This window comes from Haloarcula sp. Atlit-7R, from assembly GCF_003666065.1.
GTDB lineage: Archaea > Halobacteriota > Halobacteria > Halobacteriales > Haloarculaceae > Haloarcula > Haloarcula taiwanensis.
On the sequence record NZ_QXIK01000001.1, the window covers coordinates 583900 to 601194 of the forward strand.

16 protein-coding genes and 1 tRNA gene are annotated in these 17295 nt (G+C 64.7%); 9 read left to right on the forward strand and 8 right to left on the reverse strand.

Annotated elements, in window-relative coordinates:
* Position 1: 1 nt before the first annotated feature.
* Complete coding sequence (locus tag D3D01_RS03045; RefSeq protein ID WP_121511190.1) at positions 2-157, reverse strand: zinc ribbon domain-containing protein; 156 nt, start codon at positions 155-157, stop codon at positions 2-4.
* 210 nt (positions 158-367) lie between these two features.
* On the opposite strand from D3D01_RS03045, the gene D3D01_RS03050 reads away from it, so the two are divergent.
* Positions 368-781 (forward strand): low molecular weight phosphatase family protein, encoded by a 414-nt coding sequence (locus tag D3D01_RS03050; protein ID WP_101349279.1) that lies wholly within the window; start codon positions 368-370, stop codon positions 779-781.
* 67 nt (positions 782-848) lie between these two features.
* Here D3D01_RS03050 and D3D01_RS03055 read toward each other — a convergent pair.
* The 3 genes from D3D01_RS03055 to D3D01_RS03065 form a co-directional block, all read right to left on the reverse strand.
* Positions 849-922, reverse strand: a tRNA-Ile gene (locus tag D3D01_RS03055).
* An 81-nt stretch (positions 923-1003) separates the two neighbouring features.
* On the reverse strand, positions 1004-1561 hold the full coding sequence (locus D3D01_RS03060; RefSeq protein WP_121511191.1) for an FxsA family protein: 558 nt from the start codon (positions 1559-1561) through the stop codon (positions 1004-1006).
* A gap of 73 nt (positions 1562-1634) precedes the next feature.
* A complete protein-coding gene (locus D3D01_RS03065; protein ID WP_121511192.1) occupies positions 1635-3011 on the reverse strand; it encodes a cytochrome P450 in 1377 nt (458 codons plus the stop codon).
* Between the two features lie 79 nt (positions 3012-3090).
* Here D3D01_RS03065 and D3D01_RS03070 point away from each other — a divergent pair, with 79 nt between their 5' ends.
* Together D3D01_RS03070 and D3D01_RS03075 are read left to right on the forward strand one after the other, a co-directional pair.
* The gene (locus tag D3D01_RS03070) at positions 3091-4704 is read left to right on the forward strand and encodes a DUF255 domain-containing protein (protein WP_101349276.1); all 1614 of its coding nucleotides are present in this window, start codon (positions 3091-3093) and stop codon (positions 4702-4704) included.
* Between the two features lie 76 nt (positions 4705-4780).
* The gene (locus tag D3D01_RS03075; RefSeq protein ID WP_053966348.1) at positions 4781-5587 is read left to right on the forward strand and encodes a TrmB family transcriptional regulator; all 807 of its coding nucleotides are present in this window, start codon (positions 4781-4783) and stop codon (positions 5585-5587) included.
* Between the two features lie 209 nt (positions 5588-5796).
* Here the strand turns inward: D3D01_RS03075 and mptA are convergent, their stop codons facing one another.
* The 3 genes from mptA to D3D01_RS03090 all read right to left on the reverse strand — a co-directional run bounded on the left by mptA (position 5797) and on the right by D3D01_RS03090 (position 8522).
* On the reverse strand, positions 5797-6723 hold the full coding sequence (mptA, locus tag D3D01_RS03080) for a GTP cyclohydrolase MptA (protein ID WP_101349275.1): 927 nt from the start codon (positions 6721-6723) through the stop codon (positions 5797-5799).
* Between the two features lie 87 nt (positions 6724-6810).
* Entirely contained in the window at positions 6811-7410 is a 600-nt protein-coding gene (locus D3D01_RS03085; RefSeq protein WP_121511193.1) for a response regulator, read from the reverse strand.
* A 74-nt stretch (positions 7411-7484) separates the two neighbouring features.
* Positions 7485-8522, reverse strand: a complete 1038-nt coding sequence (locus D3D01_RS03090) for an AsnC family transcriptional regulator (protein WP_121511194.1) — start codon at positions 8520-8522, stop codon at positions 7485-7487.
* Between the two features lie 109 nt (positions 8523-8631).
* Here D3D01_RS03090 and D3D01_RS03095 point away from each other — a divergent pair, with 109 nt between their 5' ends.
* The 3 genes from D3D01_RS03095 to D3D01_RS03105 all read left to right on the forward strand — a co-directional run bounded on the left by D3D01_RS03095 (position 8632) and on the right by D3D01_RS03105 (position 11419).
* Positions 8632-9717 (forward strand): anthranilate phosphoribosyltransferase, encoded by a 1086-nt coding sequence (locus D3D01_RS03095; protein ID WP_121511195.1) that lies wholly within the window; start codon positions 8632-8634, stop codon positions 9715-9717.
* Between the two features lie 54 nt (positions 9718-9771).
* Complete coding sequence (locus D3D01_RS03100) at positions 9772-10704, forward strand: alpha/beta fold hydrolase (RefSeq protein ID WP_121511196.1); 933 nt, start codon at positions 9772-9774, stop codon at positions 10702-10704.
* A gap of 166 nt (positions 10705-10870) precedes the next feature.
* On the forward strand, positions 10871-11419 hold the full coding sequence (locus tag D3D01_RS03105; RefSeq protein ID WP_101349270.1) for a peptidylprolyl isomerase: 549 nt from the start codon (positions 10871-10873) through the stop codon (positions 11417-11419).
* Between the two features lie 21 nt (positions 11420-11440).
* Here the strand turns inward: D3D01_RS03105 and D3D01_RS03110 are convergent, their stop codons facing one another.
* The gene (locus D3D01_RS03110; protein ID WP_121511197.1) at positions 11441-13762 is read right to left on the reverse strand and encodes an amino acid permease; all 2322 of its coding nucleotides are present in this window, start codon (positions 13760-13762) and stop codon (positions 11441-11443) included.
* A gap of 166 nt (positions 13763-13928) precedes the next feature.
* Here D3D01_RS03110 and D3D01_RS03115 point away from each other — a divergent pair, with 166 nt between their 5' ends.
* The 3 genes from D3D01_RS03115 (at position 13929) to D3D01_RS03125 (ending at position 17227) form a co-directional block, all read left to right on the forward strand.
* On the forward strand, positions 13929-14714 hold the full coding sequence (locus tag D3D01_RS03115) for an MOSC domain-containing protein (protein WP_121511317.1): 786 nt from the start codon (positions 13929-13931) through the stop codon (positions 14712-14714).
* Positions 14715-14771: 57 nt separating this feature from the next.
* Positions 14772-15113 carry a ferredoxin gene (locus tag D3D01_RS03120; RefSeq protein WP_101349268.1) on the forward strand — a complete coding sequence of 114 codons (342 nt, stop codon included), beginning with the start codon at positions 14772-14774 and terminating at the stop codon, positions 15111-15113.
* 266 nt (positions 15114-15379) lie between these two features.
* Positions 15380-17227, forward strand: coding sequence for an ABC transporter substrate-binding protein (locus D3D01_RS03125; RefSeq protein WP_101349267.1), 1848 nt, complete (start codon positions 15380-15382; stop codon positions 17225-17227).
* Positions 17228-17295 lie beyond the last annotated feature (68 nt).

The following is a 17295-nucleotide window of genomic DNA, read 5'->3' on the forward strand; positions in this document are numbered from 1 at the left end:
GTCAGGTGTCGGTGTGTGCCGGGACTTCGACGAACGCTCGGGCGTCGACCGGTTCGGCACAGACCGGACACCCGACCGCCAGCAAGCGCTCCCGAACGCCGCCGTCGACCGTCGTACACGCACCGCAGTTGGGACACGCGAAGCGGTACTCCGGCATGTGGCAGGCAGGGACGGGGACGACCGAAGGGACTGCCCCTCAATCTGAAGGGTATATAGGTTCGCCGACGTGTCACCGACCGGACGGCTCCCACTCATTGGCTCGCAGTCCTCCCGCCTGACCGGTCCAGAGCGGGCGGTGGCCGCCGACTATATAGCCCACAATAGCGGTCTTAGGAAGGGTTATTCCGCTCGCCCGGAACGCTCAGGTATGACTACGCCACTGCGATTCGGGTTCGTCTGCGTCCAGAACGCCGGCCGGAGTCAGATGTCCGCAGCGTTCGCCGAACGAGAGCGAGCCCGCCGCGGGCTCGAAGACGAGGTCGAAATCCTGACCGGGGGCACGGACCCCGCGGACGAAGTGCATCCGGAAGTCGTCGAGGCAATGGCCGAACTCGACATCGACCTATCTGACCGGGTCCCGCAAGCTGTTTCGAACGACGAACTCAACAGTTGCACCGTTGTTGCGACGATGGGGTGTTCGACGCTCGACCTCGATGCCGACGTGGCAGTCCGCGACTGGGCGCTGGACGACCCCCACGGTCAGTCCGTCGAGCGCGTGCGGGAAATCCGAGACGAGATAGCGGAGCGCGTCGCCGACCTGTTCGACGAGTACACCGACTAGCCCGGCCAGCCTGACGCCGTCACGACGCAGTCGGCTCTCTCACGGTGTCAGGACGCTTCGAGAATAGTGGGCCAACGCGGATTTGAACCGCGAACCTCCCGGTTATCAGCCGAGCGCTCAACCTGATTGAGCTATTGGCCCAACGCATTCAGTTGTACCCGAGGGGTATTGAAAAGGGTAACGTTTCGCGGCCGGTTGGGGATGTGAAACCGCGTCAGGGCTTCAGTTTTCGTCGCTGTCGTCGAAGTCGACGTCAGTAGCTTCCTCTGGGTCGAAGGAGGTACCGGGACCAGAACCAGAGCCCGGACTGGGGCCGCTATCTGGGCCGGCCGGGCCGGGGCCAGTGGGCCCGTTCTCGTCGTTGGGGAAGCCGCCGACATACACCTGGCCGCTGGCGAAGCCGCCGGTCTTGGCGTCGACGTAGGGCTGGACGACCCAGCGGCGCGTGGCGGCCCGGACGGGGTAGCGGGTGAACGGGACCGCGAGCAGCAGGCCGACGAAGTCCGTCACCAGGCCGGGCGTGAGGAAGAACGCGCCGGCGGCGATGAGGAGGCCGCCGTCGATGAGTTCGTCGGTCGGGAGTTCGCCGACCGCGAGCCGCTGCTGTATCTGCCGGAGCGTCGCACGGCCTTCGGCACGGACCAGCAGCATGCCGACCAGCGCCGTCAGGACGACGAGCGCGACCGTCACGAGCGGGCCGAGGAACGGTATCGCGACCGTCACCAGCAACACGATGTCGAACAGCGGGATGAGCAGCAACAGCCCGATGACCCGGAGCATACGACTGCTTGCAGGCCCGCCCCCAAACGCCTTTCGAGAGCGAGACCGGACTGTCGGCCGCCCGGTCAGGCGCTCACCGCTCTCGTAATCGGACTTCGACTGGCTCTGCGGGACTCAGCGTAATCTGCATCGCCAGTGAGAGCGGCGGTTCGGTGACCGCTTCGACGGCGTACCGCTGGGCGATGGTCGCCAGCGCGAGTTTGGCCTCCATCCGGGCGAAGCGCATGCCGATGCAGTGGCGCGGGCCGCCGCCGAAGGGATAGTAGGCGTAGTCCGGGAGCGACGCTTCGAGGTCGTCGTCCCACCGTTCAGGGCGGAACGCGTCGGGCGCGTCGTACCAGCGGTCGTCGCGGTGGATGAGCCACTGCGGGAGGGTGAGCTGTGCGTCCGTCGAGAGTTCGTATCCGCCGAGGGTCACCGGCTCCGTCGGCTGACGGAACACGGTAAACGCGGGCGGATACAGCCGGAGCACCTCGTTCACCACGGCGTCGAGGTACGGCAGGTCGAACAGGTCCTCGGGCGTCGGCTGTCTGTTTCCCAGTGTTGCGTCAAGTTCCTCGTGCAGGCGTTGCTGGCGCTTCGGATTATTCGCCAGCAGGAACCAGGCGTAGGTCAGCGTCAGCGCCGTCGTGTCGTGGCCGGCGACGAGAAAGGTGAGGAGCTGGTGGCCCAGTCGCTCGCGGTCCATCGTCGCCTCGTCCAGCGAGAGCAGCAGGGAGAGCACGTCGTCGCGGGCCTCGCGGGCGCGGTCGGCCTCGCGCTGGCGGGCGGCAATGACGTCGTCGAGCGTGGACTGGAACTCGGCCAGCGAATTAGTGACGGCGCGGTTCGTTCCGGTCGGAACCCACAGCGGGAGGTACGCCGACAGCGACCGCGGGTCTAGTCGCTTGCGTAACGCATCGAGTAGCGGCTCCAGCGCGTCTGCGGTCGTCGCGATGTCCACGTCCAGCAGGGTCTTACCGAGAATGTGCAGCGTCAGCGACTGCATGTGCGGGCGCACGTCGAGGCGCTGGCCGTCGCGCCATCCCGTCGCCGTCCGGTCGGCGAACGCGGTCATCGTGTCGCCGTAGGCGGCGATGCGCTCCCGGTAGAACGCCGGCTGGAGCGCCGTCCGCTGCTGTTGCCACTCCTCGCCCTCCAGCAGGAACAGCCCCTCGCCGATGAACTGACCGAGCGTGTCCTGCAGTAGTTGCCCCTTCTCGTAGGCGTCGGCGTCGGTCACCAGCACCTGCTCAACGAGGTCGGGATGGCAGACGAAACAGCCCGTCGTCCCGGCAACGCTGTACCCCACCACGTCGGCCTCGTGGGCCCCGGCACGGTCGTAAAACCCGAGCGGGTCACGTAGCATCGCGGCGGTGTTGTCGATGAACGGGACGCGGCCGAGTCGGGGCGGCCGGTCACCCGGCGTGACCGGCTCCGGTGTTTCGGGAATCGCCTGCGGGGTATCCATCGCCGACGCTTGGGTCGCCCCGACAATCGGTCTTTCGCCGAGTGAGAGAGCCTTTGTACGCTCACCGCCCAGGGCAGGTATGGACGAGTACGCACGCGACACGAAGGTCGAGTGGCGCGAGTGGGGACCGGCCCCCTTCGAGGACGCCGCCGAGTCGGGGAAGCCGGTGCTGCTGGCGCTGACGGTCCCGTGGAGTGCTGAGTGCCGGGCCATGGACCGCGGGACGTTCGGCGAGCCCCGCATCGCGGCCAACATCAACGACGGGTTCATCCCGGTCCGTGTCGATGCCGACCGCAATCCCCGCGTCCGGGAGCGGTACACGATGGGCGGGTTCCCGTCGACGGTGTTCCTGACACCTGAAGGCGAGGTCATTACCGGCGCGACGTTCCTCGGACCGGACGGGTTCCGCGGTATTCTGGACTCTGTCCGGGAATCGTGGGACGCCCAAGGCGCGGCGGCGGGGTCGGTCCCACGGCAGCTACAGGACGAATCACCCCCTGCTGGCGAGCTCCGCCCGCGCATCGAGGAGCACATGGTCGAGCAACTGCTAGGCGCGTTCGACGACGAGTTCGGCGGCTGGGGAACCGACGTGAAGTTCCCGCTGCCACGGACCGTGGAGTTCGCCCTCGTCCGGGCGCGCGACCAGGCGACCCGGACGCTGGAGGCGATTCGGACCCACCTGCTGGATACCTACGACGGCGGCTTCTTTCGGTACGCCACGGAGCGCAACTGGGGGAACCCGCGACGGGAGAAACTACTGGACGAGAACGCTGCGCTGGTCCGGGCGTTCGCCCACGGCTACCGGTACACCGGGACCGAAGCGTACCGGGACGCCGCCCAGCGGACTGTCGACTACCTCACGACGACGCTGTGGGCCGACGACGCCTTCGCCGCGAGCCAGGCCGGCTCCGACGAGTACTACCGGCTCGAACCGAGCGAGCGGGAGGGAACGGTACCTCCGAACATCGACGACACGGTGTTCGCCGACCGCAACGGCCTCGCCATCGACGCCCTGCTGTGGGTGGCGGCCTACACCGACGACGAGCGCGCCCGGCAGTACGCGACTCGCGCACGGGACGCGGTCTGTGAGTCCCTCGTCCACGGCGGCGAGGTAGCCCACTACGACGGCACGGACAGCGACACCGGCCTGTTGCTGGACCAGGCACAGCTCCTCCAGGGGCTGACGACGAGCTGGCAGGTCCTCGGTGAGCCGGGGCCAGCCGAAGCTGTCGCGGACTGGACGATCGAAAACCGCCAGCAGGACGGAGGTGCGTTCCGTGACGGGCCTGCAAGCGGGCCAGGGCTCTGTGACCGCTCGCTTCACCCACTCGACGCGACGGTGGAACTGGCCGACGCGCTGGTCGACCTCGCGGCACTCACCGGTGAGGACCGATACCGCAACGCAGCGCTTTCAGCGGTCGAGTCCTTCGCCGGCGCGGCCGAGCGCATGGGCGTCGAAGTCGCTGGTTACGCCGGTGTTGCGGCGCGTCTCCAGCAGCCCCAGACGCTCACGGTCGGGACCGAGGCAGGGACCGATCTCCACCGCGCGGCGCTTCGACTGGCTGATCACGAAATCACCGTCGTCCCGGAGCCGGACGGCGACGGCACGGCACGACTCCTCGACGGGGATGCTATCGTCGCCGAGGGGACGACCCCGGCCGAACTCGAAGCCGCACTCACTGGCGAGCACTGACACGAACAACGGCCGCAAACGTGGACAAACGGTAAACCCCCGACAAGTTTTTGCACACGTACCTTGATGTATGGGTATGTCCAGTCTCAGAGATCTCGGACTCTCCGAATATGAAGCCAGAGCATACCGATCACTGCTGGAAACAGGGCCGACAACGGCCAAGGAGCTATCGCGGGCCAGCGACGTTCCGATGGGCCGCATCTACGACGTGCTAAACAGCCTCGAAACGTACAATCTCGTCCGCAGCCAGACCGCCAGCCGACCCAAAAAATACGTCGCCGTCGAACCGGACACGGCTCTCGACCGCCTGCTCGAGGACAAGAAGCGGGAACTCCAGGAGAAAGTCGGCCAGTACGAGGAAATCGTCGACGACCTCTCGACACAGTTGGAGTCGGCAGAGCCCGTCGAGGAGCCGTTCTGGACAGCCGCCGTTGGCCCCGACAATTCGCTTGACCTATTGCTTGAGCGGCTGGCCGCCGCCGACGACGAGATTATCATGGTCGGCTCGGCACCCGCCCGGCAGGTCGACATCCTCTCCGGGACCGAGCGAATCGTGGATGAACTCGAAGCGGCGCTGGAACGGGGCGTCGAAGTGTCTCTGCTCGTTCGGCCGGATCTGTTCGAGAGCCTTCCTGAAGAAGCCAACCGCGAGTACTACGAGCGCCTCTTCCACTACGACAACTACAGTGCCCGCGCCAGCCCCAACATCAGGACCACGTTCGAGCTACTCGATGGGGTCGAGGTCTGTATCGAGGTCCCGCACCCGCTGGGCCGCGAGGAAACCTTCGGCGTCATCGACATGAAAGACTCCGATTTCACTGCCGATATCAGCCAGGCGTTCGAAGAACACTGGGCAGAAGCAAAGCCGGTCGGCCCGCCGTAACTGGGTCATCGGTGAGTGAGAAACAGAGTCACAGACAGCGACCGCGAGATTGCGCTCGCGGCTTCACCGCTCGCAATCGAGACGCGGCGCGTCTCGTGCACCTCGCTCGACGGTTCGAGGACTGCGCTTCGTTCAACAACTAAGGTAGTCTCGCGGGTCGCTACGCTCCCCGCTCGACGTTCCGAGGACTTCGCTTCGCTCAGTCCTCGCTACTCGCCGACTTCCTGCCGCAAATCGCCCAACTGCGCGACGCGCTCGGCGTGGGCGTTGTGCTGGTGGATGGACTCGTCGTTCGACTGTTTCATCGTCACGACGGCGTCGTCTGGCAGGTCCGGGAACGTCTCGACGACGCCCTCGGCGAGGGCGCGGACGCAGTCCTCGACGAACTTGGCGTCTTTGTGGGCCTCGTAGGTCATGTGGTCCTCGTCGGGCCGCTTCGCGAGGTTGTAGATGCGGGCGCTCATCGAATCCCGGGCGACTTCGATGAGTTCGTTCAGATCGACCTCAGGCGCGCCGTCGCTCTGGACGGTGAGCGTGGCGTGGCCGCGCTGTGAGTGGCCGGCCTGTGGGTTGGTTTCGAGGAACTCTTCGATGACATCGTCTTCGACGTTGAGCTGCTGGAGTGTTTCACGGGCGCGAGAGGCTGACATCCCCTGCGAACACGGGCAGACGGTCATCCCGGTGACGCGGGCACCGATTTCCTCGCTCGTCCCGTCTTCGGTCGCTGTCGCCGAGGCGATGATATCGGCCGTCGACTGGGTGGCCATCCCCGACTCCGGCGTCTTCTCGTGTGTGACGTACTCGGCTTCCATCCGAACCTCCGCTTTCGTCGTATAGTCGTGCTTCTCAAGCAGGAGTTCGGCGGCGTCGCCACAGACGTCCTCGACCCGGTAGGCCTCCTCGGAGACGGCGGTCTCCAGCGTCTCGTCGATGACCTCCATATTGCGGGACATGTCGGCACCCTTTCGCCAAGACGGCAGGTCGACGAACACTTCGAACTCCGCCATGAGTACGATGGGGTCGCGGTCACGACGCCCCAGTTTGACGAGCTTCTCGACGCCCGTCACACCGACGCGATTGAGACCGACCGTTACGTCCGGACTCGACGCCTGCACGTCCGGGAGTTGTTGACTCATTGCCCTCTCTATGGAAGAGAATCGGTTAGTGCTTTCGAAAGGGTGGGCGGGTCGCCGTGAGTCCCGAAGCGACCACTCCGAACCGGATCAAAACTGTGTGCTGTCCGGCATTGACTCGTCCGTCTCAAAGTTTCGGAACAGCAACTCGAAGTCAGTGGCGTCGAACGAACCCGTGAGTTCGTCAAGTTCCGCACGGACTTCGGTAAGCTCGGCTCTCAGTGCAGTGAACTCCTCGCTCTCATCGAGGACCGCCTGTGGTTTTGACGACTCCAGTGCAGCGTATTTCGCCGTGAGCGAGTAGCACTCACGCAGGCGTTCCTCGTAATCGGCGTACCGAAGCAACTGTTCGATTGTCCCGAAGAGGTCCTCTTTCGACACCGGTTTGATGACGTAATCATCGAAAGGCATCTCGATGATGTCGAAATCGGGGTCAACTGCGGTCACCATTGCCACACGTGTGTCGTAGCGTTTCTCACGGATCGCCGACAGTACCTCGTCGCCGGAGCGGTCCGGCATCCGCCGGTCTAACAGGACAACGTCGACTGTGGAATCCAGCTTCGAAAGGGCTGCCTCACCGCTGTACACCGTTTCGACTGCGTACCGGTCACGTAACTGGTCCGCGTACACGTCAGCCACCGCTGGCTCGTCGTCGACGACGAGGATCGTCGCTCGCCGACTATTTGTCATTAGCTAGCATATGTGCCACAGAATTGCAAAAGGATTCCGGCCATCTTTCCCGGAGACAACCTGACTGAAAATGGTTACTGGCCGACGATGTCGTCGTATCGTGCCCCAGTCTGTTTGAGCGTCTCCGTCGAGTACAGTCGGTCGTGGTCGTACGGCAGATGTTCGGTCGCAAGTTCGTCGATCTTCTGGTCGACAATGGCCGCTTCGCGCCCGTGAATCATGGTGAAGAGATTGTACTGCCAGTCCTGCTTCGGGCGGCGTGGCCGATGATAGCAGAGCGTGACGTAGGGGAGTTCCCCGACTGCCTGCCCGCGCTCGTCAAGAGCGTCGTCCGGCACGTCCCAGACGACCATACAGTTGTTGTCGAACCCGGTAACGATGTGGTTCACGACACAGCCGATGCGCTTGATACAGCCGGTCCGCTGGAGTTGCTTGATAGCCGAGAGTACGTCCGACACGTCGGCATCGAGAGCGTCTGCCACGTTGCGGTAGGGTGTTGCGACAAGCGGGAAGCCGGTCTGGATTTCGAGCAACAACTGTCGGTCCAGCTCCGAGAGGTCCGCGGCGGCATCTTCGCTTATGCGGGTCGCAGTGGCGTCGGTCGTCTCCAGACTCTCCCGGGCGAACCGGTCCCCGTTGACAACCGGGAACTCAAGATCGATGTAGTAGTCGGTCAACATCGGCAAGACGAGTACCGAACAACCGGTTCGCTCCTCAATCTCGGCTAGGATTTCGTCGCGCCGCTGTCGAGAGCCTGCAGTGACAACGAACCACATATTCCACTCGTGGTCGCGAGCGTAGTTGTGATTCACCTGTCGGTACCCGTTGATTATCTCTGCGACCTCGTCGAACCGGTCTTCCGGGGCACTGACAGCCGCCAGCGTGGAAGAGCCGATGACTGGCGGATTGAGGACTGGGCCGAACCGACGGAAGATACCGTCGTCACGGAGTGTTCTGACCCGGTCGAGTGCTTCCCCCGCCGAGACTCCCAACGCTTCACCGACAGCCTCGAAGGGACGTTCCTGAATCGGGAAATCGCTCTGGAACTCGTCGATGAGCGCAGCGTCTACCTCGTCGATCTGCTCGCGCCACTCACCCGACTTGAGACTCATTGTACACGATTAGGAGCGTAGTCGTGTATCCCTTTCGGGAAGTCGGTCAGTTCCCACAAATTGAGAACGAAACGCAGGGGCTTTTGAACTCTGGCCCGAACACGTTTCCATGGCGCAAGCGACCCGGGAGTACGGCGAATGGCCGCTCAAACGACTCATGACGGAAGTCGTCGGCTCCGGTCACAAATCTGCCGACGATATGTCCCGCACGCAAGCCCGGGAGGCGTTCCAGCGCATCCTCGGCGGCGAACCCGACCACACGACGCTTGGTGCGTTCTGGCTCGCCAACCGCTGGAAACGCAACACCCCCGAGGAACTGGGTGCGTACGTCGACGTGATGTCCGAGGAGTCGGTCGAGACAGCCACGCCGGACGCTGACCCGGTCGACTGCGGGGCCAACTACGACGGCAAGGGCCGGTCGGCGATTCTCGGCGTCGCCGCGGGTGTTGTTGCCGCTGCCGCCGGCACACCCGTCGTCGTCCACTCCGGCGACCGCGTCCCGACGCAGAAACAGGACGCCTATAAGCACGTGCTGGACGAACTCGGCGTCCGAACCGAACTCGAGCCGAGCGAGAGCGCCGACATGGTCGACGAGGTCGGTTTTGGCTTCTACTACCAGCCGGCGTTCAACCCCGGCATCGACGCCCTGTTCGAGCGCCGCGACAACATGGGCGTCCGGACCTTCGTCAACACTGTCGAGACGCTGGCGAACCCGGCCGACGCCAGCGTCCACCTCGGCAGTTTCTACCACCTGGCCTTCGCGAAGAAGATGGTCCGCACGCTTGCTCAGTCCGAGACCAGCAGCGTCGAGCGGGCGCTGTTCTTCCAGGGAATGGAGGGCTACGACGACGTCCGCCCCGGCGAGACCATCGTCGCCGAATGGCCCGTCACCGGCGACGAATCCGACGACGAGGACATCGCGGACTTCGAGATCCGCACCGGCGAGTACGGGATGGACATCGAGAGCGAGGACCTGCAGGTCGATGACGTGGCCGAAGAGTCGGCGGCGATAACCGAAGCCGTACTGACCGGCGAACGCGAGGACGGCTTCGCCGACGCTGTCGCGCTCAACGCCGCGCTCCGGATCTACGCCCGCGAGGACGCCGACAGCATTCAGGACGGGCTTGAACAGGCCCGTGGCGCGATTGCCGACGGCAGTGCAGCGGAGACACTCGACGACCTCCGGGCCTTCTAATCCGACGACGAGCAGAGCGGAACCGATTTCTACCGAGCGGGCGAAGGCATTCTGATGGGACAACACGCTAGCGCTCGTGACAGCACTGCGTGGACGGTACCCGCATCGGAGACGACCGGAGTCCACGAGCTGGCCGACACCAACGGTATCAGGCTCCATACCGTGAGCGCTGGCCCGCAGGACGGCGACCTCGTCGTCCTGTTGCACGGGTTTCCGGAGTTCTGGTACGCCTGGAAACACCAGATACCGGCGCTCGCAGACGCCGGCTACCGTGTGGTCGCGCCGGACCTTCGGGGCTACAATCACTCTAATAAGCCCGACGGCGTCGCCGCGTACCACATAGACGAGCTGGTCGCCGACGTGGCCGGACTCGTCTCGGCGCTCGGCCGGGAGCAGGCCCACATCGTTGGTCACGACTGGGGCGGCGTCATCGCCTGGCAGACCGCCATTGACCGGCCGGACGTAGTCGACCAACTGGCGGTCCTGAATGCGCCCCACCCGTCAGCATACGAGCGCGAGATCCGCCGCTCGGTCGACCAGTTACTTCGGTCCTGGTACGTGCTGTTCTTTCAGCTCCCCGTCCTTCCCGAGGCTAGCCTCCGCTGGAACGATTTCGCCATGCTGGAGCGTATCCTGACTGACGGGCCAACCCGACCCGACGCCTTCACAGAGACCGACGTGCGGCGGTACAAGCGGGCACTCGGGCAACCGGGCGCACGCACGGCCGCAGTTAATTACTACCGGGCGCTCGCCCGGCGGAACGCAAAGCTGACGCTCACTGTGGGCGGCGTCGGCGACAACCCGGTGACAGCGCCAACGCTCCTTATTTGGGGCGTGCAAGACGACGCGCTCTCGCTGGCGCTGACGCAGGACCTCAGCGAGTGGGTCCCGAACTGTCGAGTCGAGCGGCTCCCGGCGGCAAGCCACTGGGTCCAGTTCGATGCCCCCGAGCAGGTATCGGACCTGCTGCTGTCACACCTGCCGTAGCCTGGTACGACGAACAGCCGACACTCACCGGCGCGTGGCGGCGTGTCGGACACCCGCTGGACGCCACGCGGTCAGTCGTCAGGACACGGCGGGGGTGGTCCGGTGCTGGCACAAGAACCCTCGGTCAGTGGGCAGGCTTTTCTGCCGGGCTTCCTTCCGACCGAGTATGAGCGACCTGACCGCGACCCTGCACACGACAGAGGGCGACATCGAAGTCGAACTGTACGACGAGCGCGTGCCGACCACCGTCGAGAACTTCGTCGGCCTAGCCGAAGGCGCCAACGACTACGACGGGACCGAAATCGCTCCGGGGACCGGCGCGTGGGAGGACCCTGAATCCGGCGAGAAGCGGATCGATCCGCTGTACACTGACATCGACATCCACCGCATCATCGAGGACTTCATGATCCAGATGGGGGACCCGACCGGCACCGGCCGCGGCGGCCCCGGTTACTCTTTCGACGACGAGTTCCACGACGACCTCACTCACGACGGCCCGGGCGTCCTCAGCATGGCCAACAGCGGCCCGAACACCAACGGCTCGCAGTTCTTCATCACCCTCGACGCCCAGCCCCACCTGGACGGCAAACACGCCGTCTTCGGGAAGGTCGTCGACGGGATGGACGTCGTCGAGTCCATTGGCAGCGTCGACACCGACCGCAACGACGCGCCGACCCAAGAAATGCTGCTCGAATCGGTCGACATCCACCGATAAGCGCGCCGGCTGCGAGACGACTTAGTTCCAGTCGGGGCTAGACCCCTGTTTCCGGCCCGACCGCGACAGCCGCTTTCTGAGGTACCGCGTGACCGGGAACAGCCGCTCGCTCAGCCGGCCCGAGACGCCGGTCTGGCTGGCGTAGACGAGGACCGGCACATCCCGGTCGGCGGCCAGTGCGATGACCTCGTCAGGAGTGCTGCCGAACAGGGCCTGCCTGAGCCAGCGGTCCCGCGACGCGCCGATGACCAGCACGCCGCCGTTTTCCGCCGCGGTCTCGACGAGGCCGTCGGCGACGGTGCCGGCACGGACGTTGTGGACCTGGGTCGTCTCGACGCCCTCAAGCGCGTCAAGCGTCGTCCCCGACGCCTCGTTTGCCCCCTCGTCGTCGGTGCTGACGTTAATGAGGTGGAGGTCGCTCCCCAGTTGCCCGAGCGCGTTCACCAGCGGGAGCACGGCCTGATGGTGGGGGCCGCCGCCTGCGCCGATGTTAATAACGTCGAGGGCGTCCGCAGACGCAGTCTTGTCGGCGAAGAACACGTCACAGGGTGCTTCGCGCTCGACGGTCTCGGTCACGTCCTGATGGCGTTCAGGATACCCCATGAGGATGAGGTCGGCGTCGTCGTCGCGCGCCGTCTGGAGGATATCGAAGGCCACGTCCCGGCAGGTGTGGCCCTCGATGAGGAGGTCGACGCCGTAGTCATCCCCCAGTTCTGACCGGATGCGCTCGGTCCGTGCTTTCGCGGTGTCCTGGACGGATTCCCAGGGCGTCTGGTCGGGGACCTGCGTCACGTTGAGGACGTGGATGACGGGGTCCTCGTCGGACACCTTCGCCAGCGCCGCGGCGAGTTCGACGTAGCGAGCGGCCCGGCCCGGACGTGCGATTGGGACGAGGACGCGGAAGCCGCCGGTCTCGGCGGCCGCTTCAGCCCCCGCTGCACCCGACGCCGGCGTCTCCGGGACCACCTCCCGAAGCAGGTCCTCGGTCTCCGGCGCGCCGCCCCAGGCGAGGTACACAACGACCATCGCGCCCGTCAGTACGAGCCCGGTCACGACGCCTTTCGGCGGGAGGTTGTAGATGAGCCCGAGGTTCGCCAGCACGCCGATGACCGGGACCACCGGGACGCCGGGGACGCGAAAGCCCCGCGTGATATCCGGGAACCGCCGCCGGGAGTAGATGAGCGCGACGTTGACGACGGCGAGCGGCAACAGGAGGTTCAGCGTTGCGAACCCGGTCAGGGCGTTCAGCCCGAGATGGAGGCCGAGCCCGCTGAACAGGCCGCCCTCAGCCGGGAACAGCGCGATGAAGAACACGATGAGCGCGACGATGGTCGCCGTCGCGGTCGCCACACTCCAGGACGGCGTCCCGTAGTCGGGGTGGATGCGCGAGAACCGCCGGGGGGCCTGCCCGCGGGTCCCCATCAGCGAGCCGATGCTGCTCGCGGCGAGTATCGACGCGTTTGAGGCCGACACCATCGAGAAGATGGCCCCGGCGACAATGAGGCTCTCGCCGATGCTCCCGAGGAACGAAGCGGCGACCCGCCCCATCGCCGTCTCGCCCTCCTGTGCGATGACCTCTGCTGGAATCGGGGAGTTCACCATCGCGACGATGACGAGCGCGTAGAGGACAGTGACTGTGAGGATGCTCGCGGCGATGGCCCGTGGGACGGTCCGCTTCGGCTCGATTATCTCGCCCGCGCTGGCCGCGATGGCCGAGAAGCCGAAGAACGTGATGAACGCCAGCGCAGAGATAGTCAGGATATCGACGGGGCCGCCGCCGAAGTTTCCAGCGAACTTACTGACGGCCACCGACGGCCCGCGGAAGGCGAACGCACCGCCGATGAACGCGAGCAGAACGGCGACCTTCGCGCCCGTGACGAGGAGCTGGAAGCTCCCGCTTTCCTCGGTCCCGCGGGCATTGAGAACGCCGAGCAGGACCGCAGTCGCCACGCCGGCGGTCCCGTGTGGCAGGAAATGAAGCGCCTCGGGGAGGAGAAAGCGGACGACCCACTCGTCCATCGTCGCGAGGTAGAACGCCGTCGTGCCGGTGTAGCCGAGAAACAGCGACATCCCGATGCTGTAGGTCAGCAGGTCCCGGTCCTCGAAGGTCTGCGAACAGAAGAGGTAGCCGCCGCCGTTTTCTGAGTAGACCGACGCGAACTCGGAGTACGCGGCGGCGGTGACGCCCGCGATGACGGCGGCGATGACGAACGCGATGACGGCGCTCGATCCGATTGCTGCGACGGCGGTGCCGGACAGCGAGAAGATTCCGGCCGCGATCATCGTCCCCAGCCCGATTGCGAACGCGATTTTGAAATCCAGCGTTCGAGTGTGTTCGACCATTCGTCTGGCGACTGATTACCCCAGTCGATACGTAATAGTATCGTTCAGGCGCGTCCCCGGATATCCTCGTTTTCGCCCCGGTTTCGGACAGGCGGCCGCCGCGTCGGCTTCGCCTGCGGCCGAGAACGGGACACTGCTATAGGCCCGGCCGCCGAAGCTAATGGCAGTGGCACACGTCGAGCGACTCACCGTCTACCCCGTCAAGGCGCTGGACGGCATGGACTGCGAATCGGTATCGATCCGCCCGGGCGGCACACTGGCCCACGACCGCGAGTTCGCCATGTTCGACGACGCCGGAGACGTGGTCAACGGGAAGCGGACCAGCCGCGTCCACGACATCGACACCGGCTACGACCCCGAGTCGGAGACGCTGTCGGTCACGACCGACGACGACAGCGCGTCGTTCGACCTCCGGGACGAGCGCGGCCGCTCGCGGGCGGCCGACTGGCTCGGCGTGTTCTTCGGCGTGGACCTGACCGTCGAGCGCGACGAGACGCTGGGCTACGTCGACCGCCGTGAGATGGGGCCGTCGGTCATCAGCACCGCGACGCTGGAAACCGTAGCGTCGTGGTTCGACGACGTGACCGTCGACGGCCTGCGCCGGCGGCTCCGGGCGAACGTCGAAATCGGCGGGGTCCCGGCGTTCTGGGAGGACCGATTTGTCGGCGCGGACGCCCCCGCCTTCCGGGCCGGCGGCGTCCGGTTCGAGGGAGTGACCCCCTGCGGTCGCTGTGTCGTCCCCCAGCGGGACCCCGACACCGGCGAGGCAACGCCGGGGTTCCGGGAGCAGTTCGTCAAGCGCCGGCAGGCGACGTTCCCGGAGTGGGCCGACCAGGACGCCTTCGATCACTTCTATACCGTGATGCTCATCACCCACGTCCCCGAGGCCGACCGCGGCGCGGAACTGGCCGTCGGGGACCCCGTCGAAGTCGTGCCGGCGGCCGAAACGTAGTGAACCCCCGACGGCGAGACCGACAATCGAAAGACGGTCGGCCACGAACACGGAGTAATGGCAGACGCGGACGAACACGTCGACCCGAGCGAAATCGGCGAACAGGACGGCCCCCCGGTCGAGGAGAAGCCCTACAAGATAATCTTCGAGGCCAACAAATGCTTCGGGGCGGGCAAGTGCGCCGAGAAGTCGCGCAACTGGACGCTCGACCTGGATACTGGTATCGCCAAGCCCGAGACTTACTTCATCGACGAATCGGATCTCGATCATAACATCGCGGCCGCCGAGGCCTGCCCGGCGAAGAAAGACCGCGGCATCATCCACGTCGTCGACCGGCGGACCAACGAGGAGATCGCCCCGGACCCGAACGGCGACGGGACGCTCTCCGTCGACTGGTAGCGCAGTGCCTACTAGCGGCAGTTTTACCACCTCCTATCAGTCCGCGTAGACACCGATGTGCGCTGTCAATGTCACCGAGAATTCAGTGCGAGAAGGCAAGGCTCCAGAATACAGAAAACAGCCGTCGCAGTATATATCATGTAAGATTACTATAGATAATAAACTGAATTTCTTCATGCGAGCAGTTTAATATTTCAAGCTACTGTATGACATAACTTCTATTTGTGGGGGGCAATTTGGGTATCAATATGCCACGTTCAAGTAGCATGGAACGGCGATCGTTTCTGAAAGCAACGGGCAGTGCTGCGGCCGCCGCAGCGCTGGCGGGATGTTCCAGTGATAGTGACGAGACTGAGGGCGCAGCGGAGGAGACCGGCGGCGGCACGGACTCGACAGACTCCAGTGGTGGCGATGTCGGGACCGATCTGAAACAGGACGGGGACCTCTGGCGGGTCAACACGGGGACGATGACGACGATGGACCCGATCGAGGCGACCGACACCCAGTCGGGAATCGTCATCCAGCAGATGTTCGATCCGCTGATGAACTATCCCGACAGCCAGCCCGCTGTAGAGGGGCTTATGGCTGCGGACTACGAGGTATCTGATGACTTCACGACCTACACGTTCCAGTTGAAGGACGCGACTTTCCACAACGGCGACACCGTAACCGCTAGTGACTTCGTCTACGCGTTCGAGCGGTTGACTGCATCTGACAACTCTAGTCGCGCCTACTTCGTTCTGGATTCGCTGGGCGTGACACACGAGACGACGACTGAGACGGTCGACGGCGAGGAACAGGAAGTGTACAAGCCCGGGACACTCGGCGTCACGGCCGTTGACGAAACAACGCTCGAGATCCAGCTAGACGCGCCGTTTGCCTCCACGCTGGAGATGCTCGCGTACTCATCTTTCTCACCGGTTCCTGAGGGCATGGTTGGCGACATCGAAGGGTACGAGGGCGAGATGACCCAGGCCGAGTTCTCCAGTTCGAACCCGATCGGAAACGGCCCCTTCGAGTTCGATACGTGGAACTCCGGAACAGAGGCCAGAGTCAGCGCGTACGACGACTACTATGGCGAGAGTCCGAGCGTCGACGGCGTCCACTTTGCGGTTATCGAGAACGACTCGGCCAATTACAACTATGCGATGAACCGGAACGCCGATATCTTCGAACTCCCCACGGCGCAGTACGACCCCGGGAAGGTGTCCGTTGAGGAGGAAGACGACGAGGGTCGCCAGATCGGGACCTACGGCGAGTTGCGCAACGGCGACACGGCTAATTACTCCGCCGTGTCGAACATCGGGGTGTTCTACCTTGGGTTTAACATGGCCAGCGTACCCAAGCCGGTCCGTCAGGCGGTCGCGTACGCGATGAACCAGCACACCGTTGTCGAGCAGGTGTTCAAGCAGCGCGGCGAGCCTGCGTACAATTTCACGCCGAAATCCATCTTCCCCGGTGGTGCCCAGAACTACAACGACCGCGCCGAAAACGAGTACCCGTACGGCTACGACGACAGCCAGCTCGGAAAGGCCCGATCGGTGATGGAAGAGGCTGGCTACGGCGAAAACGAGCGCGTCGCCGTCGAGCTGACGATCTACGAGTCCGGTGTCTGGAGCGAAACTGCAAGCATTCTTCGAGATCAGCTGCAGAGCGTCTACATCGACCTCGAAGTCAACCAGGCGCCGTTCAACACGCTCCTCGAGCGTGGTCGCAACGGCGAACTAGAGATGTACTCGCTTGGCTGGGTCGCTGACTGGCCCGCGCCGGATAACTTCCTCCAGCTGCTGAACCCGCCACAGACCGATACGAGTCTTGACTTCCCGATTTCGTATGTCAACTGGCAGCCGGAGAACGGCGACGCTGCCCAGCAGGCCGCGGAGGCGTACCAGTCGATTGCTGACAACCCGGCACCGACGGAGGAGGATCAGGCCGCCCGGAACGACGCGTACATCCAGATGGAGAACGCGAACTGGGAAGACGTCGCAATGCTGCCGGTGTATCACGAGCTGACTGAGCTGTTCTGGTACGACCACGTCGACTTCACGCCGCCAGCCGGAATGGGGCCGAGCCGACAGAAGATGAACACCGTGTCGCTCGGAGACAGACAGTAATCGCGTCCCTGCTGGCGTGATCGTCCCCGCCACGGTTGGTGACGGGAACGACTTCGCAGCCCTCAGAG

What these genes read in the sequence shown, in the direction of transcription:
- D3D01_RS03045 (WP_121511190.1), bottom strand. Translation starts at nt 157, where the DNA reads ATGCCGGAGTACCGCTTCGCGTGTCCCAACTGCGGTGCGTGTACGACG.
- D3D01_RS03050 (WP_101349279.1), top strand. Translation starts at nt 368, where the DNA reads ATGACTACGCCACTGCGATTCGGGTTCGTCTGCGTCCAGAACGCCGGC.
- D3D01_RS03060 (WP_121511191.1), bottom strand. Translation starts at nt 1,561, where the DNA reads ATGCTCCGGGTCATCGGGCTGTTGCTGCTCATCCCGCTGTTCGACATC.
- D3D01_RS03065 (WP_121511192.1), bottom strand. Translation starts at nt 3,011, where the DNA reads ATGGATACCCCGCAGGCGATTCCCGAAACACCGGAGCCGGTCACGCCG.
- D3D01_RS03070 (WP_101349276.1), top strand. Translation starts at nt 3,091, where the DNA reads ATGGACGAGTACGCACGCGACACGAAGGTCGAGTGGCGCGAGTGGGGA.
- D3D01_RS03075 (WP_053966348.1), top strand. Translation starts at nt 4,781, where the DNA reads ATGTCCAGTCTCAGAGATCTCGGACTCTCCGAATATGAAGCCAGAGCA.
- mptA (WP_101349275.1), bottom strand. Translation starts at nt 6,723, where the DNA reads ATGAGTCAACAACTCCCGGACGTGCAGGCGTCGAGTCCGGACGTAACG.
- D3D01_RS03085 (WP_121511193.1), bottom strand. Translation starts at nt 7,410, where the DNA reads ATGACAAATAGTCGGCGAGCGACGATCCTCGTCGTCGACGACGAGCCA.
- D3D01_RS03090 (WP_121511194.1), bottom strand. Translation starts at nt 8,522, where the DNA reads ATGAGTCTCAAGTCGGGTGAGTGGCGCGAGCAGATCGACGAGGTAGAC.
- D3D01_RS03095 (WP_121511195.1), top strand. Translation starts at nt 8,632, where the DNA reads ATGGCGCAAGCGACCCGGGAGTACGGCGAATGGCCGCTCAAACGACTC.
- D3D01_RS03100 (WP_121511196.1), top strand. Translation starts at nt 9,772, where the DNA reads ATGGGACAACACGCTAGCGCTCGTGACAGCACTGCGTGGACGGTACCC.
- D3D01_RS03105 (WP_101349270.1), top strand. Translation starts at nt 10,871, where the DNA reads ATGAGCGACCTGACCGCGACCCTGCACACGACAGAGGGCGACATCGAA.
- D3D01_RS03110 (WP_121511197.1), bottom strand. Translation starts at nt 13,762, where the DNA reads ATGGTCGAACACACTCGAACGCTGGATTTCAAAATCGCGTTCGCAATC.
- D3D01_RS03120 (WP_101349268.1), top strand. Translation starts at nt 14,772, where the DNA reads ATGGCAGACGCGGACGAACACGTCGACCCGAGCGAAATCGGCGAACAG.
- D3D01_RS03125 (WP_101349267.1), top strand. Translation starts at nt 15,380, where the DNA reads ATGGAACGGCGATCGTTTCTGAAAGCAACGGGCAGTGCTGCGGCCGCC.